Annotated in this window: 17 protein-coding genes; 13 read left to right on the top strand and 4 right to left on the bottom strand. The window is 42.9% G+C overall.

All coding sequences use genetic code 11. The features are described from left to right. Nucleotides 1-158 precede the first annotated feature (158 nt). The 3 genes from tolC (at nucleotide 159) to N473_RS17440 (ending at nucleotide 3,197) form a co-directional block, all read left to right on the top strand. Nucleotides 159-1,508, top strand: a complete 1,350-nt coding sequence (gene tolC / locus N473_RS17450; protein ID WP_063369039.1) for an outer membrane channel protein TolC — start codon at nucleotides 159-161, stop codon at nucleotides 1,506-1,508. Nucleotides 1,509-1,633: 125 nt separating this feature from the next. Beyond that, nucleotides 1,634-2,557, top strand: a complete 924-nt coding sequence (lpxL, locus tag N473_RS17445) for an LpxL/LpxP family Kdo(2)-lipid IV(A) lauroyl/palmitoleoyl acyltransferase (RefSeq protein WP_063369038.1) — start codon at nucleotides 1,634-1,636, stop codon at nucleotides 2,555-2,557. A 31-nt stretch (nucleotides 2,558-2,588) separates the two neighbouring features. Beyond that, nucleotides 2,589-3,197, top strand: a complete 609-nt coding sequence (locus N473_RS17440; protein WP_039611757.1) for a TcpQ domain-containing protein — start codon at nucleotides 2,589-2,591, stop codon at nucleotides 3,195-3,197. A 15-nt stretch (nucleotides 3,198-3,212) separates the two neighbouring features. On the opposite strand, the gene glnE is transcribed toward N473_RS17440, so the two are convergent. Then, nucleotides 3,213-6,008 (bottom strand): bifunctional [glutamate--ammonia ligase]-adenylyl-L-tyrosine phosphorylase/[glutamate--ammonia-ligase] adenylyltransferase, encoded by a 2,796-nt coding sequence (gene glnE / locus N473_RS17435; RefSeq protein ID WP_063369037.1) that lies wholly within the window; start codon nucleotides 6,006-6,008, stop codon nucleotides 3,213-3,215. An 80-nt stretch (nucleotides 6,009-6,088) separates the two neighbouring features. Here glnE and N473_RS17430 point away from each other — a divergent pair, with 80 nt between their 5' ends. The 6 genes from N473_RS17430 (at nucleotide 6,089) to ruvX (ending at nucleotide 10,441) form a co-directional block, all read left to right on the top strand. Beyond that, nucleotides 6,089-6,982 carry a hypothetical protein gene (locus N473_RS17430; protein ID WP_063369036.1) on the top strand — a complete coding sequence of 298 codons (894 nt, stop codon included), beginning with the start codon at nucleotides 6,089-6,091 and terminating at the stop codon, nucleotides 6,980-6,982. A gap of 40 nt (nucleotides 6,983-7,022) precedes the next feature. Next, nucleotides 7,023-7,505: a hypothetical protein gene (locus N473_RS17425; protein ID WP_039611760.1), complete on the top strand. Its 483-nt coding sequence runs from the start codon at nucleotides 7,023-7,025 to the stop codon at nucleotides 7,503-7,505. A 96-nt stretch (nucleotides 7,506-7,601) separates the two neighbouring features. Beyond that, nucleotides 7,602-8,336 carry a 16S rRNA (uracil(1498)-N(3))-methyltransferase gene (gene rsmE / locus N473_RS17420; RefSeq protein WP_063369121.1) on the top strand — a complete coding sequence of 245 codons (735 nt, stop codon included), beginning with the start codon at nucleotides 7,602-7,604 and terminating at the stop codon, nucleotides 8,334-8,336. A gap of 108 nt (nucleotides 8,337-8,444) precedes the next feature. Next, nucleotides 8,445-9,404 (top strand): glutathione synthase, encoded by a 960-nt coding sequence (gshB, locus tag N473_RS17415; RefSeq protein WP_063369035.1) that lies wholly within the window; start codon nucleotides 8,445-8,447, stop codon nucleotides 9,402-9,404. Between the two features lie 19 nt (nucleotides 9,405-9,423). Then, nucleotides 9,424-9,981, top strand: a complete 558-nt coding sequence (locus N473_RS17410; protein ID WP_039611762.1) for a YqgE/AlgH family protein — start codon at nucleotides 9,424-9,426, stop codon at nucleotides 9,979-9,981. Nucleotides 9,982-9,985: 4 nt separating this feature from the next. Then, nucleotides 9,986-10,441: a Holliday junction resolvase RuvX gene (gene ruvX, locus N473_RS17405; protein ID WP_039612168.1), complete on the top strand. Its 456-nt coding sequence runs from the start codon at nucleotides 9,986-9,988 to the stop codon at nucleotides 10,439-10,441. Nucleotide 10,442: 1 nt separating this feature from the next. Here the strand turns inward: ruvX and N473_RS17400 are convergent, their stop codons facing one another. The 3 genes from N473_RS17400 to N473_RS17390 all read right to left on the bottom strand — a co-directional run bounded on the left by N473_RS17400 (nucleotide 10,443) and on the right by N473_RS17390 (nucleotide 13,504). Further along, nucleotides 10,443-11,216: a hypothetical protein gene (locus N473_RS17400; protein WP_231099592.1), complete on the bottom strand. Its 774-nt coding sequence runs from the start codon at nucleotides 11,214-11,216 to the stop codon at nucleotides 10,443-10,445. A 97-nt stretch (nucleotides 11,217-11,313) separates the two neighbouring features. After that, the gene (locus N473_RS17395; protein WP_039611764.1) at nucleotides 11,314-12,438 is read right to left on the bottom strand and encodes a PilT/PilU family type 4a pilus ATPase; all 1,125 of its coding nucleotides are present in this window, start codon (nucleotides 12,436-12,438) and stop codon (nucleotides 11,314-11,316) included. Between the two features lie 16 nt (nucleotides 12,439-12,454). Beyond that, nucleotides 12,455-13,504 (bottom strand): type IV pilus twitching motility protein PilT, encoded by a 1,050-nt coding sequence (locus tag N473_RS17390; protein WP_039611765.1) that lies wholly within the window; start codon nucleotides 13,502-13,504, stop codon nucleotides 12,455-12,457. 2 nt (nucleotides 13,505-13,506) lie between these two features. Here N473_RS17390 and N473_RS17385 point away from each other — a divergent pair, with 2 nt between their 5' ends. The 4 genes from N473_RS17385 to N473_RS17370 are packed head-to-tail and all read left to right on the top strand — an operon-like array spanning nucleotide 13,507 to nucleotide 16,061. Next, entirely contained in the window at nucleotides 13,507-14,217 is a 711-nt protein-coding gene (locus tag N473_RS17385) for a YggS family pyridoxal phosphate-dependent enzyme (RefSeq protein ID WP_063369033.1), read from the top strand. 16 nt (nucleotides 14,218-14,233) lie between these two features. Next, complete coding sequence (gene proC / locus N473_RS17380; RefSeq protein WP_063369120.1) at nucleotides 14,234-15,055, top strand: pyrroline-5-carboxylate reductase; 822 nt, start codon at nucleotides 14,234-14,236, stop codon at nucleotides 15,053-15,055. Nucleotides 15,056-15,066: 11 nt separating this feature from the next. After that, nucleotides 15,067-15,600: a YggT family protein gene (locus N473_RS17375; protein WP_063369032.1), complete on the top strand. Its 534-nt coding sequence runs from the start codon at nucleotides 15,067-15,069 to the stop codon at nucleotides 15,598-15,600. Nucleotides 15,601-15,620: 20 nt separating this feature from the next. Beyond that, nucleotides 15,621-16,061: a DUF4426 domain-containing protein gene (locus N473_RS17370; RefSeq protein WP_063369031.1), complete on the top strand. Its 441-nt coding sequence runs from the start codon at nucleotides 15,621-15,623 to the stop codon at nucleotides 16,059-16,061. The last annotated feature ends 1 nt before the right edge of the window (nucleotide 16,062 follow it).

Raw genomic sequence — 16,062 nt, 5'->3', positions numbered from 1 at the left:
ATCGCTCTTAATTAACGTGAATATACTTACCATGTGAACTTACTAAGTATTATATTCTGTTACACTTGTTTTGCCTTTATCTCTGTTTAGCCGTTGGGATTTTGTTTTAAAACAAGGTAACATGCTGACATCAAAATTGTCTAAGGACTGCACAAATAATGAAAAAAACCATTTTATCTATGCTGGTTGGCTTGAGCTGTGCTTTGTCAAGCAATGCCGCTAACGCAGAAGACTTATTACAAGTATACGATATTGCCACTGCTAATGATCCTGCTGTTTTACGCGCAAAAGCGAGTGCGGACGCACAAAAATATGCCCAAGACAGTGCACTTGGTGAACTTCTACCTTCTTTAAACTTAAGCTTCAGCTACTCTGACACAGATACGACTGGCGCGCCTGCCACACAAAATGATTTAACTGGCTATCAAGTGATGGACAGCTGGAATGATTCATTCAGTCGTACACTCACACTGAACCAAACCATTTTTAACATGGGTATCTGGGAAAACTTATCCATTGCAGAAAAGCGCGCAATGCAATCTTTAACCCAGTACGAACAAGAAAAGCAAAACCTGATTGTACGTATTGCAGAAGGTTATTTTAACGTACTGAGTGCACTTGATAATTTAGAGTTTGTCCAAGCTGAAAAACGAGCTATTGAACGTCAACTTGAGCAAACAAAGCAACGTTATGAAGTAGGGTTGACGGCGATCACGGATGTGCACGAAGCACAGGCTCAGTTTGACCAATCTGTTGCGAATGAAATCGTGGCACAGAATGATGTGGAAACTGCCCGTGAAACACTTCGTACGATCACTGGTAAGTACCACTCTAAGCTGAACGCATTAAATACTGACAAATTCTCTACGGTGAAACCAAACAGAAAGTCAGTTGGCTTCATTGATATTGCAAAAGAGAAAAACTTAGCACTTCAAGTTGCAAAAGCGTCGTTAGAAATAGCGGAAGACCAAATTGATTTAGCACAAGCTGGTCACTACCCTACACTCTCTCTGACAGCGACTCACGGAGATACGCTTGCTAATTCTCCAGCTAGAGAACTTGCGCCACGCGGCGACACAACAAATATTCGCTTAGACTTAAGTGTACCAATCTATTCTGGTGGTCGCACCGTCGCTGCAACCGATCAAGCGAGAGCACTTTATGTTGCTGCAAGTGAAGATTTGGAAGCATCCATGCGTAACGTGACCCGTTCAGTCATCACATCTTATAACCAAGTGATGTCAAACGTTGCAACTTACCGTGCCCTAGAGCAAGCAGTTGTTTCAGCTGAAAGTGCATTGCAAGCAACAGAAGCTGGTTTTGAAGTAGGTACTCGTACAATTGTAGATGTACTGGTGAGCACACGTAACCTGTATAGTGCAAAGAAAAACTTAGCCAACTTACGGTATCAATACATCATCTCGACGCTACAATTAAAGCAAGCATCGGGCGAATTGAGTCGCGCAGACTTAGAAGCGATCAACAAAGGCCTTCAAGCAGCGCTTTAAGCACAATATTTATCAGATCAGCACTTCGCTGGTCTGATATTTCCTGCCATTCCTCCCCGCTACTTGAGCATCACAGCCGTTATCGATAAACTACGCTCTTTTAAAGCTGTACGAGAGCATCTCACTTGGTCCACAATCCAACATTTAAACTGCAATTTTTGGCACCTAAGTTCTGGCTAACTTGGATAGGTGTTATCATTTTATATTCACTCTCTTGGTTACCCCAAAGTGTACAGTTTATGCTGGGTCGACTGCTGGGTAGACTCGTGCACCGCTTCTTAAAGAAGCGCCGTAAAATTGCTGAAGTGAATCTTAAGCTTTGCTTCCCCGACATGGATGCTCAACAGCGCAGCGCCATGGTTTTAAAAAACATGGAAAATACAGGTATTGCGACTTTCGAGACGGGAATGGCTTGGTGGTGGCCTGAGTGGCGTATCAAGCGCGCAGTGGGATCTATTTCAGGGTTAGAACATTTTGAAGCCGCAAATAAAAACGGCAAAGGCGTTTTACTGCTCGTACCCCATATGTTGCACCTAGAAATGTTAGGAAGAGTACTTGGCACACACACCCAAGGTATTGGCTTTTATCGCCCTCACAATAACCCTTTGATGGAATATTTCATGACCAAGGGGCGTTTACGATCTAATGAATTCCTGATCGGCAAACGTGATGTAAAGGGGCTACTTAAAGCCCTTCATAACAAAAAAGTATGTTACTACCTGCCAGATCAAGACTACGGTAGAAAGCGCTGTGAATTTGCACCATTTTTTGCTGTGCCCGATGCCGCGACCACCACAGGTACACTGCTATTTGCTTCCAGTAAAAAGTGTGAGACATTGAGCTTAGTTGGTTTACGTGATAAACAGGGTAAATACCACATCACGATTCAACCAGCGATGGCAGAGTTTCCAAGTGACGATGAAAACCATGATGTCACACGGGTAAATCAACGAATGGAACAATCGATCATGGAAGCACCTGAACAATATATGTGGTTACATAGACGCTTCAAAACTCGACCAGATAAAGATGCGCCTTCGTATTATTAGAAATCAAATAACGACGTCGAACTAAAATAAAATGGCTAGAAAAAATAAAAAACGTATATCGGCAATGTGGTTTTGGACCAGACACCTTACACTGGGCGTGGTACTCGTGTGGGCAGCGTATTACTTTTTATACGGTAATATTCCAAAAATGGAGTTCAAAGAGACGACAAATGCGGCAGCGCAAGGCTTATCGCAATTTTACGCTAATTACAGAAACCGCGTTAATGAACGAGACACTGAGCGGGAAAAGTTTGTGATGGATATTGGTAAACCCACTTTCCCACTAGACGATGCACTTGCTCAACGTGGGCTCGTCGTTAAGCCAACGCACCAAAGGTGGACTGGAGAGAGCCAACCGCGTCGCTTTGAGATGGGGAATACGTTAAAAAGTGTACTCACTAATTATGCGAAACAAGAAGACATCGAGCTATTTTGGTACCTGAGTAAAGATTACGTTGTGAAGCAAAATTTCCGAGTTGACTCTGACTTTGTCAGCGCGCTGTACCAAGTGGGCAAAGCCATTAATGACGACTTCGAATTTGAAGTGTACACCTTTTTCTGCCACCGTCAGCGTGCGGCTGTGATCACAGAAAACCCATCAATGTTCGTCCGAGAAAACTGCCGACGTCTAACCAATTAATTGTTCATTTCAGGCCTACTCTAAGTAGGCCTGCCATATAGCTTTAATACTCGCGCTTTGTGCGGACAGTAATGCCGCATCCACAGTTTTTCCTGAACCATTCAAACTATTCAAGTGATAATGTTCTCGTAGTTGGCAGTACACCTGTGCTAATTGCGCTTGAGAGTCACTGCTCAAGACAGATTCCTTGTTCGCAATCTCAAAAATTCGAATATTGTCTGAGTAACGTGTTAAAGCGGGGTAGTCATAAGCAAAAGCCAGTACTAAATACTGTGCTAAGAACTCAATGTCTGTCATACCACCAGCGCCTTGTTTTAAATCGAACTCTGCCTCTGAGTCTTGTGATAAGTGCTGGCGCATTTTTTCACGCATATTGACAATATCTGATTGCAGCTCACTCGTATTACGCTGCTGACATAAAATATCATGACGAATAGTATGGAAACGTTTCACCAATACATCTTCACCCACTATCATTCTAGTTCTCACCAACGCTTGATGCTCCCACGTCCATGCCTGCTCTCGAAGGTATTGATGATAACTCTCAATATTGATCGCCAGTAGCCCCGAGTTGCCCTCCGGTCTCAAGCGCGTATCTAACTCATATAAAATGCCTGATAGTGTGCGTGTATTGAATAAATGCATTAGGCGCTGAGCCAATTTTAAATAAAACTGTCTCGAAGCAATGGCTTTATCACCTGTGGTTTTACTTTGACCATCACAATTGTGTACAAACACAAGATCCAAATCAGAGTCATACCCCAATTCAAAACCGCCCGCCTTGCCATAAGCGATCACAGCAAACCCTTTTTCTTCTGCAGAGGTCCCTTGCGGCGTGCCATATCGGCTAGTCATTTGTCCCCAAGCGATCTCCACTGCTTTTGCCACGATTGACTCAGCAAGTGCTGTTAGGTGGTCACTGACCTTCATGATGTCGAGCACACCTGTCGCATCGGCAGCCGCTATTCTCAGTTGCTGCGTTTGTTTGAATTGACGCAGCGCTTCCATCTGTAACTCTAAATCTTCAGGGTCAATACGTAAGAAATATTGCTGAATTTCATTGTAATACGCATTAAGCGGTAGTGGCCGATACAATACTGCGGGGTCGATGAGTTCATCCAGTAATATAGGGTATCTGGCAATTTGCTTGGCTATCCATACGCTGTGTGAACACAACTTAATAAGTTGTTTTAGTGCCCCCAGATTTTCGTAAAGCAACTCAAGATACGCAGTGCGAGAAGCGACTTTCGCAATCACGTTCAAAACCCTTTCTAATACCTCTGGGTCTCTTAATGGCGTTATTTCACTAAGGACAAGCGGCATCAGTTTATCTAACACATCTCGCCCTCGCACACCGATTTGTTTTTTTGTGATATCAGTATGGAATACATTTAATGTGTCTTGCCATTTCGCGTGAGCCTGCTCGTCCAGTTCAATATCCAGGTAACTGACATCCTGATATTCCCAAGCCGATACAAAGCAAGCCTTTAAAGTTTGAGCGTCATGGGCCTCTTCTCCGATAACTTGAGAGAACTCTTGGCGAATTTGCGCTTGAACTTGCTCTATATACACCACCAGCTGCCCATAATCTGAGATGCCCAATAACACACACAAACGACTTTGATTGGTAACATCAATGGGTAATGTTTGAGTTTGCTCGTCATTAAATGCTTGTAAATACTGCTCCACCCTGCGCAACAGTAAATATTGCCTCTCTAAGTCAGCAGCCACACTTTTTGGGATCACGTCTTGGCGTGCCAACACATTTAACGCTTGTAGTAAAGAAGGGGTCTGTAAATCAGGCTCCCGCCCACCTCGGATCATTTGCAAAGCTTGGACAATAAATTCAACTTCTCGGATCCCGCCCGCACCTAATTTAATATTATTGATGAGCCCTTTTCGCCTGACTTCCTGTGCGATCATATGTTTCATTTTCCGCAGTGATTCAATAACAGAAAAATCAATGTATCGACGAAATACAAAAGGCTTAATGAGTGCTCTAAACTCATCCCAATAGTGGTTAGGCTGGCCCAGCAAGCGCGCTTTTAACATCGCATAGCGTTCCCATTCGCGCCCTTGATCTTGATAATAATCCTCCATCGCAGAAAAACTCATGACCAAAGGACCACTTTCTCCAAATGGTCTGAGCCTCATGTCAACTCTAAACACCTGACCATCTGCTGTACGCTGATCCAATGCGGCAATCAGCTTCTGAGCGACTTTGGTATAAAATACTTGCGCTTCTATACTTCGCCGCCCACCTTGCGTTTTAACAGACACTGGATAAGTAAAAATCAAATCAATATCAGATGAAAAGTTAAGCTCCTGTCCCCCCAGTTTCCCCATACCCAGTACTAACATCGGCAATGGTAGATTTGATCCATCTAGTGGTACCCCATTACTTTTAGCAACCTGCTCAAACGCCCACTGGTTGGCACTATCAATCAACTGCTCGCTCAATTTAGATTGATATTCAATACTGTCTGCAATGTCATTGCCTAAAACAAGATCAAGCCACATCAACTTAAGCCAGTACCGCTTACGATAGCGTCTCAGTTGTGCAAAGCACTCACTATCCGATAGAACTTTAAAGTCACCGCCCAAAGCAGGTTCAATATGGCGGCTTTTCATCGCACTCTGGTCCAGTAGCCACTTCAGCCAGTCTGGATGCTGAGCCAATATTCGATAAGCAAAATCACTGAGTGCCAATAGCCTCAATACCTGTGCATTTGCCATCTGCTCTGGAAACAATTCTGTAAAACGCTGCTGTGCTAAAGCGAATAACTCGGGACTCAATTGGCCTTGTTCCATAGAAAAACCTCCTGTGCTTTGTGGCTCATTTGTTGTGCGGTGTTATAGTAACGATAAATAACAACAACCTTACACTGAGCATGAGTTACTTGTCTTTAGAAAACAGCAATTTTTTCACCCTGTTAAGCGGTATCGCCCTCGCTTTTTTGGCGTTAACTAGCCTGCGAGTCATGGTTCAAGTGCGCGCAAAAAAATTACTTCAAAAAGAATTGGCACAACACGATAACTTTGCACTTGGTATCAATTACGCTGCAAAAGTGGCCGTTGTATGCGCCAGTGTCGGCTATTTTTTTGGTCACTTAGACGCCTTTAACCTTGCTAATGTACATTTCCAAGTTCTCCTGCCTATAGCACTGATATGGGTGTATATTTGTATCGGCCAAGCCATTCATCGCAAATGGATCTTATATCGCTTTAACGAGACACAAGCGATTTTGAAACAGAATGTCTGTGCCGCTTTAGTTGACTCGGGGATGTTGATTGGAAATAGTATTTTGGTACTAGGCTTGTACCATTGGCTAGAGCCTAATACACCGCAATCCTTGCTTATTGTCACTATTTGCTTCGTTTTTCTACAAGCCGTCTTCGCATTAGATAGCAAAATTAGAGAGTCTCGTTTTGCAAAAAAAAATCAAGGCGCGTCTTTGCAATATAATTTTAATCTTGCCAATACCTCAATAGGGATCCGCTATGCGGGTAAAACTATCGGCCTCGCACTAGCTATCTACGCGGGGTTACATAGTGCACCGAGTTATCCCGATAAAATTGTCGATAACCTGCTCTTAGTCGTGACACACTCTGTCTTTATGTGGTTTTTGCTCTATGTTTTTAGCCGTTTGATGATCCTCATAGTGTTACCCAAAGTAGATATTGGTCTAGAGGTCGACCATCAAGATAATATTGGGATTGCCTGCTTAGAATTTGCTGTTTTTTGTAGCATGGGCTATTTACTAATAAACATGTTTTCAATTTAAACACCGAACTAGATTATGGATATCTTATTCCTGGAGACTTATATCCTTGAAATTAGATAACTTTTTACTTGTTGACAGCAATTGGGAGTTCAGTCAGGAGTTTGTCGAATTTGTTAAGTCACTCTCTCCTGACACGTCAAGCCAATTAATAATCGCTGGTGACAATACCAAGCAAATGCTCAAAATGATGTTTAAGGATCAGATCAAAGATTACAGTTACTGTGACTTTGACAATGAAATAAGCGTCTCTGAACTTGCAACTTACTTACACGAGCACCATAAAATTCAAGGGGTGCTCATCTATGCGCTCGACTATAATCTAGCCGATGAAAAGCAAAAATTTATTTTTAACTCCTTACATGCGGAGCGTTACACCATAGAGCAGTTACCTAATGGTTATGATTACCATCGTATTAATGACCCATTTAATAACAACCATTTAACATGCAACTCCAGTTTGGCCGCAACCAAACATGATACCTTCAGCGAATTCGTTGTTTTGAAAACTGATACGACCGACTAAACTCGCTAACATGCTGCCGGTTATCTAACGACTCTATGGACTCAGCGCAATGAAAACTTTAACATGAGCGCATATCCAATTGATACGTTCAACATTATGCGAATTCCACACATTTACCAACCTTCAGACTTAGTCATTAATCAACCTGCGACTTTAGATGAAGATGCCGCAGGGCATATTGCACGTGTACTCAGGATGAAAGAAGGTGAACACGTCAGTCTGTTTAACGGACAAGGCGGTGAATACTTAGCTGAAATCACCGCAATCTCAAAAAAAGCCGTTGAAGTAACCCCTTTCGAATTTGTCGATAAATGTGTAGAGTCACCACTCAAAGTTCACCTTGGTCAAGGCATCTCTCGTGGTGATAAAATGGACTTTACAATTCAAAAATCCGTGGAGCTTGGTGTCAGTGAAATCACACCGCTATTCACAACACGATGTGGCGTGAAACTCAGTGGCGAGCGATTGGCCAAAAAACACCAGCAATGGCAAAAGATAGCAATTTCTGCAGCCGAACAATCAGGTCGAAACTATGTACCTGTCGTTCACCCTCCCATCACGCTAGAGCAATGGTTAAGTCAGCAAAGTGGCGAGTTAAAGCTCACTTTACATCCAAGGGCTGATCACTCCATCAAAACTCTGACAGTCCCAAGCCAAGGGGTACGATTTTTAGTGGGCCCTGAAGGCGGTTTTACCGATGAAGAAATGGCTAACACGACAGAGCAAGGGTTTATCGATATTAAAATTGGACCTAGGGTATTGCGCACTGAAACCGCTGCCTTAACCGTTTTAAGTGCCTTACAATTACAGTTTGGTGATTTGGCCCTTTAAATCCTTTTATAAGCCCTCATATCATAGGTAATTTGCAGTCAATCTTAATCGTTTGACTGTTGAGCATTTTGTTCATACACATCGAAAATAACACATAAGGTAACGGCGATGGCAGTCAAACTTGGAATAGTCTCAGATCCAATCAGTGGTTTTAATATCAAAAAAGATACCGGTTTTGCCATGATGATGGCAGCTCAACAACGTGGATTTGAGCTCTATTACATGGAAATGGACGACCTGTATATGTACCAAGGTGAAGGTCGAGCGACAGCCGCTAAAGCCCGCGTGTTTAATGATGAAAGCCACTGGTATGAGTTAGATGATAAGCAAGACATCGCATTGAGTGAACTGGATGTGATTTTAATGCGTAAAGATCCGCCCTTTGATACCGAGTATATTTACGCAACTTACATACTAGAGCGAGCAGAACTAGCCGGAACCTTAGTCGTCAATAAGCCGCAAAGCTTAAGAGATGCCAATGAAAAGCTGTTCACAGCTTGGTTTAGTGAGCACACACCTGACACATTAGTCACCAGAAGCGCAAGTCAGATCAGAACCTTTTTAGATAAACATCAAGATATTATTTTAAAACCGCTTGACGGGATGGGTGGCGCTTCTATTTTCAGAGTGCAGCATAACGACCCAAATATTGGTGTGATCTGTGAAACGCTCACTGAACATGGCAGTCGCTTTGCTATGGCACAAAATTATATCCCCGAGATAAAACAAGGGGATAAACGCGTACTCGTCGTTGACGGAGAAGTCATTCCATACTGCTTAGCCCGTATCCCACAAGGTGGTGAAACCCGTGGAAACCTAGCCGCTGGAGGTCGAGGTGAAGCAAGACCAATTAGCGATAGCGATCGCAAAATTGCTGAGGCAGTAGCACCAACACTAAAAGAAAAGGGGTTGTTATTTGTAGGCTTAGATATCATTGGCGATAAGCTAACCGAAATCAACGTGACCGCACCGACTTGTGTTAAGGAAATCGAAGCTGCGTACGATATATCTATTATGGACAAGTTTTTTGATGCGATTGAAGCTAAACTCAACCATACTGAAAGTTAAATCATAGAAGGGGTCTCGCATGCAATCATTAGCTAATCACTTCCTTATCGCAATGCCCAGTTTGCAGGACCCGATGTTCAAACGCTCCGTCACCTATATCTGTGAACATAACGAAGAAGGCGCAATGGGATTGATTGTCAATCATCCCATTGATGTCACTGTGGGTGAACTACTAGACCAGATAGAAATCGATAATGACAAAGACAGCAGTGCTGCTGACCAAACGGTTTTTGCTGGTGGACCGGTGCACACGGACAGAGGGTTTGTGTTACATACACCCAAAATTGGTTATGCCTCGAGCAAAGAACTCAGTTCTGACATCATGATCACGACCTCCAAAGATGTCTTAGCTTCTTTAACCTTTCACGATAGTCCCGATGCATTTATCATTACCCTTGGGTACTCTGGCTGGGAAAAAGGTCAGCTAGAAAAAGAAATTATGGAAAACTCTTGGCTTATTATTCAAGCCGACCCGGAAATCATATTCAGTACACCACCAGAAAAACGCTGGGAAAAAGCGGTCAGTATGTTGGGTATTGATATCGCACAGCTGAGCAATCAAGCAGGACATGCATAATAAAATGAGTAGTAAAAAGCCAAAAACCCCAAAAGGTCAGCGCACCGTCATGGGGTTTGATTTTGGTACAAAAAGCATAGGAATGGCCATAGGCCAAGAAGTAACGGGTACAGCCACCAGTTTAGGGGCAGTAAAAGCAAGGGATGGCATCCCTCATTGGCCAGATATTGAGCAACACGTTAACGAATGGAAACCCGATCTGCTCGTTGTTGGTTTGCCATTAAATATGGACGGTACTAATCAGCAAGTGACTTTTTCTGCAAAAAAGTTTGCCAATCGATTACACAATAATTATCGACTCCCTGTTGAAACGCAAGATGAACGCCTAACAACAACCGATGCCAAAGCCAGATTATTTGATCAAGGAGGCTATCGTTCATTGGCTAAGGACAATGTTGATGGTATGTCTGCTGTGATTATTTTAGAGAGCTTTTTTGAGCAAATGTGGGAAACTGATTAACTCACTTTCCTTTGTCATCGGATACATTGAGTTGCTTGTATTGTTTCATATCTGGGAATAGTCCTGCTTGGCGATACGCCGCTTGGATTTTTCCCTGCTTTCGTAGCTTTTGTAAGCCCTTTTGCAACGCTTCGAATGCCCGCTCACCATCTGGATGTAGCCTAGAAATCACAAAATGACGGCTGCTATCAAGTAAAATAACCCACTTGGGGTGGGAGACAAGATTGATATTTGCCAGTTGAAAATCATTCCCTAACACCGGCATTAAATGTATTAACATGAAATCAGCCCACTGTTTATTTACAATCTGAGCTTGAGAAGACCATGTAGGCTCATCGACTAACTCTTTTAAAGGCAAAGCACTCAACGTATACCAGTCTACAGGCCAGCGACTAGAAGAAACTGCTGTCAGCTTGCTTAAGTCTTCAATAGATTGAATATTGGCAACTTGTTCATTATTTTTCGCGTAATACAGACCTGCATAGAACTCACCTTTTTTTATAACCGGATCGCTGACAAATAATTTGTCAGCCTTAAGTTGTGCTTCTTCATACCAATAGGTATCAAAGCTCAGCAATTGCTTACCTTGGTCTAATAAGTTGGAATCTCTGAAATTGACATTGCCTGGACGGTATCTAAACGGCTTTTCAAATCCGCCCAAAATCAAAGCTTGATGCAGCAATACCATATCAACCACATCACGACGCACAAACTGTCCACCGAAGTCATCTACATCAAGGGGGGAGCGACCCGATAGCAAGGCTGTATAATTCATATATACATCATCTCTAATATATATATCGACGTACTCATTCTGAGCCCAGCAATCATGTGCTAGGCTCAGTTGGTAAAAAGCTAGGAAGCAAAAAAGCTTAATTTTTCTTGCTTTCCAGACCATCAATCGTGACCCCTTGCAAAAATCCAGCGCCTTTTTGCTCATTATTCTGCAATTTAATCATTAAACGTAAATCATTAGGAGAATCAGCATGATGTAGCGCATCGGCATAGTTGATGCGTTGTGCTTTATACAACTCAAATAAAGCTTGGTCGAACGTCTGCATTCCCATTTCCTTCGACTTTGACATTGTTTCTTTAATAGAGCCAATATCTCCTTTTTTAATTAATTCCGCAACCATAGGAGAGTTTAACAAAATTTCAATCGCAGCAACGCGCCCCTCACCTTTAGAAGTCGGCACCAACTGCTGTGCGACAATCGCTCGAAGGTTCAGAGCCAAATCGTATTTCAGCTTGTCATGCTTCTCTTTAGGCACCAAATGCATGATCCGATCGATGGCCTGATTTGCATTATTGGCATGTAAGGTGGCCACACACAAATGGCCTGTTTCAGCAAAACTCAGGGCATATTCCATGGTTTCCTGAGAACGGATCTCACCGATCAAAATCACATCTGGCGCCTGACGTAGCGAACTTTTCAACGCGGCTTCAAAACTCTCAGTATCCAGCCCAACTTCACGTTGTGTAATGATGCTTTTTCGGTGCTCATGGACAAATTCAATCGGATCTTCAATGGTCAGTATATGACCTCGCTGATTGCGGTTTCGATAACCAAGCAGCGCAGCCAGTGAAGTCGATTTACCAGTGCCCGTTCCACCCACAAACAGGACTAAGCCACGTTTAGACATAATCACATCAGTTAAGACCGAAGGCAGGCCGAGCTGATTAACATCAGGTATGTCCGTTACAATCCGTCGAATAACCATACCCGCACAATCTCGCTGCCAAAATGCGGACACGCGGAAACGTCCAGCATCGTTTGCAACAGCAAAATTGCATTCTTTTTCAGCATGGAATTGCTGTTTCTGTGTCTCTGACATCGCAGACTCAACCATGGCCAAAGCGCCATCACTGTCCAGTATGTCTTCATCCAATGCGCGCAGCTCACCATCAATTTTTGCACTCACAGCCAGCCCTGATGACACGAACAAGTCTGATGCTTCTTTGTCTACCATCAATTGTAAATAATCTAATAACGCCATTATTTAAAACCCCGTATTAAAACCCAGCAGCACCAAATTGATTTTTGTCATGCGCTTTTGAATGTGCATCTTGCGTGGTGATAAGACCATGGTTAACTAAATTCATCAAGCATTGATCCATTGTCTGCATACCATGTAACGCGCCAGTCTGGATAGCTGAATACATTTGGGCAATTTTATCTTCGCGGATCAAGTTTCGAATGGCTGGTACACCCAGCATAATTTCATGGGCAGCGACCCGTCCCCCGCCTACTTTTTTAATTAAAGTTTGCGAGATAACCGCCTGCAAAGATTCAGATAACATAGAACGAACCATGTCCTTCTCTTCTCCAGGAAAGACGTCAATAATACGGTCAATGGTTTTAGGGGCTGAAGTCGTATGTAACGTACCAAACACAAGGTGGCCCGTTTCGGCCGCGGTCATTGCAAGTCGTATTGTTTCTAAATCTCGCAGCTCACCGACCAAAATCACATCAGGGTCTTCACGTAATGCACTGCGCAAGGCGGCATTAAAGCTGTGTGTATCACGGTGAACTTCACGTTGGTTAATCAAGCTCAGCTGGTTTTGATGCACAAATTCAATGGGATCTTCAATGGTCAAAATATGATGATGTTTAGTACTATTGATATAGTCCACCATCGCAGCCAACGTGGTCGACTTACCTGAACCTGTGGGGCCAGTTACCAGTACCAAGCCGCGCTGATTTTCTGCAATTTTCTTAAAAATATCTGGTGCACCTAACTCATCGAGCGTCAGTACTTGGCTGGGGATAGTACGAAATACCGCAGCAGGTCCTCGACTGGTGTTGAACGCATTAACACGAAAACGGGCTAAATTAGGTACTTCAAACGAAAAATCCACCTCAAGGTTTTGCTCATAGTCCTTGCGCTGGTTATCATTCATAATATCGTAAATTAAACTATTTACGTCCTTCGCTTCTAAAGCGGGTATATTTATGCGACGTACGTCACCATCGACACGTATCATCGGTGAAACTTCCGACGAAAGGTGTAGATCCGACGCTTTATGTTGCACACTAAAGGCTAATAATTCAGTAATATCCATCTATGACTCCACTACGAGCAAATAATAATATGGTTACAATAGCAGAACGGCTAAATAACGCCTATGATCGCATAACAAAAGCAGAGCAAAATAGTCATATTTCTGACCCTGTTCAGCTTTTAGCTGTATCAAAAACAAAACCAATCGACTTAATCCAACAAGCTTATGAAGCAGGTCAGCGCCAATTCGGTGAATCTTACGTCCAAGAAGCGGTCGATAAAGTGACTCACTTCAAGCAATATCGAGATATAGAATGGCACTTTATCGGCCCTATTCAATCGAATAAATCTCGTCATATCGCTGAGCACTTTAACTGGGTACAAAGCGTAGACCGAATCAAAATTGCCAGACGCTTAAGTGAGCAAAGGCCATCCAACCTAAAACCATTAAACATCTTGATTCAAGTTAATATCAGCGGTGACGAAAAAAAATCAGGCTGTATGCTCGAAGAGCTCACTGAACTGGCTGAGTTTATTGATGGTGCCAAACAATTAACTTTAAGAGGGTTAATGACCATCACAGCACAAACAGACAATGTCGATCAGCAACTGCAATATTTTGAGCAAATGAAAGATTGCTTTGATAAACTAAAGACCCAATATCCACATATCGATACACTTTCAATGGGCATGAGTGGCGATCTAGAGCCAGCCATCGCAGCTGGTGCTACCATGGTAAGGATAGGTACTGATATTTTTGGAAAAAGACAATAAAGGCTATAAAGATAATATGTCTAACAAAACAATTGCATTTATCGGCACTGGAAATATGAGCTATGCCATTATCGGCGGTATGCTCAAGAACGGATTCAGTGCCAACAATATTATTGCTACTAACCGCAACCAAGATAAGCTAGTGAAGGTTGCAAATGACTTCAATGTTCAAACTACCAGCGATAACCTAGATGCGATCGCTCGGGCTGATGTTGTTGTATTGTCGGTTAAGCCTCAAATGATGGAAGCGCTGTGTGACACATTCAAAGCCGCGCAAATCGATTTAAGCAGTAAAGTCATTGTCTCGGTTGCAGCTGGTATTACCCTATCTCGTTTACAAGAGATGCTGCAATGTAGAACCAAGCTAGTTCGCTGCATGCCTAATACACCCTCGCTAGTAGGTCTTGGCGTCTCTGGCTTGTTTAGCCATGATATTGATGAACATGAAAAAGCGTTTCTCGACCAAGTTTTTAGCGCCACTGGGATCACCGCTTGGCTCACAGAAGAAAGCCAAATAAATGATATCATTGCCGTTACTGGTTCTTCTCCTGCATACTTTTTCCTGTTTATGCAAGCCATAGAAGAAAAAGCCCGTAACCTTGGATTTGATGAACAACAGGCTCGCCTGTTAGTGCAACAAACTGCGCTGGGCGCTGCACAAATGGCCGCTTCACAACCAGAAATCAGCCTTGAACAATTGCGTGCCAATGTCACCTCAAAAGGGGGAACGACCCACGCAGCCATCGAGTCCATGAAAGACAATCAATTACCTCAGATCGTAGCAAATGCAATGGATGCGTGTATTGCTCGCGCAGAGGAAATGGAAACACAAATTTAAGGACCTAACACATGAGTGCTATACATTTTTTAATTGAAACCCTTTTTGACCTATTTTTAATGGTCGTTTTGCTACGCTTTTGGATGCAATGGGCACAAGTTGACTTTTATAATCCGGTTAGCCAAGCCGTAGTAAAAGCAACCTCTTTTGCCGTAAACCCGTTACGTAAAGTGATCCCTGGTTTTGCAGGCATGGATATCGCCTCATTGGTACTTGCTTTTATCGTGGCAAGCGCCAAAGCTTCTGTATTAATGCTCATATTTGGTGGCTATTGGGATGCTGCGAAAGCCGCACTAGACGGTTTGTTGACCCTGCTAATTGAAGCTTTTAGACTCGTCTTTTGGATTTTAGTGATCCGCGCTTTATTAAGCTGGGTTGTTCAAGGCTATAATCCTGCCGCCGCGGTTTTCGAGCAATTAACCGAACCACTTTTACGACCAGTGAGAAAGGTTATTCCTCCGTTGGGTGGGTTAGATTTATCCATCATGGTTGTAGTGCTTGGCATGATGTTTTTACAACATTTGGTCATGGATTTTATGCGTTAAGTATATGTGAGTGAGGTACTATGCGATTAGTTCTGATAGCAGTTTTATTGATATTCAGTGCATCTTATAGCCATGCCCAAAGCACACAGTCGGGCGGCCAATTTAAGATGCTAGGTGAGTGGGAAGTACATTATATCGCTTTTCCATCAACCTTTATCCAACCAAGTGTAGCCAAAGCTTATGGCGTTATACGCAGTGAAAGTAAAGCATTGATTAATATTTCTGTCTTAGCGACTGACCAAGCGAAGACCGCACAGCAAGTGCAAATCTCTGGCTTTGCTAAAAATTTGCTAGGTAACAACAAGCAACTCACTTTTAAACAGGTCGTTGAAGGTGACGCGATTTACTACCTCTCTCAACTTGATTATTACAATGAAGATGTTTATCGCTTTGAGTTAAATATTAAACAAGGCAATGAGCAACAGGTTCTTAAGTTTCAACAGAAGTTTTACGTAGATTAAA

It is taken from the genome of Pseudoalteromonas luteoviolacea CPMOR-1 (assembly GCF_001625685.1).
Lineage (GTDB): Bacteria > Pseudomonadota > Gammaproteobacteria > Enterobacterales > Alteromonadaceae > Pseudoalteromonas > Pseudoalteromonas luteoviolacea_K.
The sequence above is the reverse complement of the archived record's forward strand: the minus strand, read 5'-3'. Positions and strand labels throughout refer to the sequence as shown.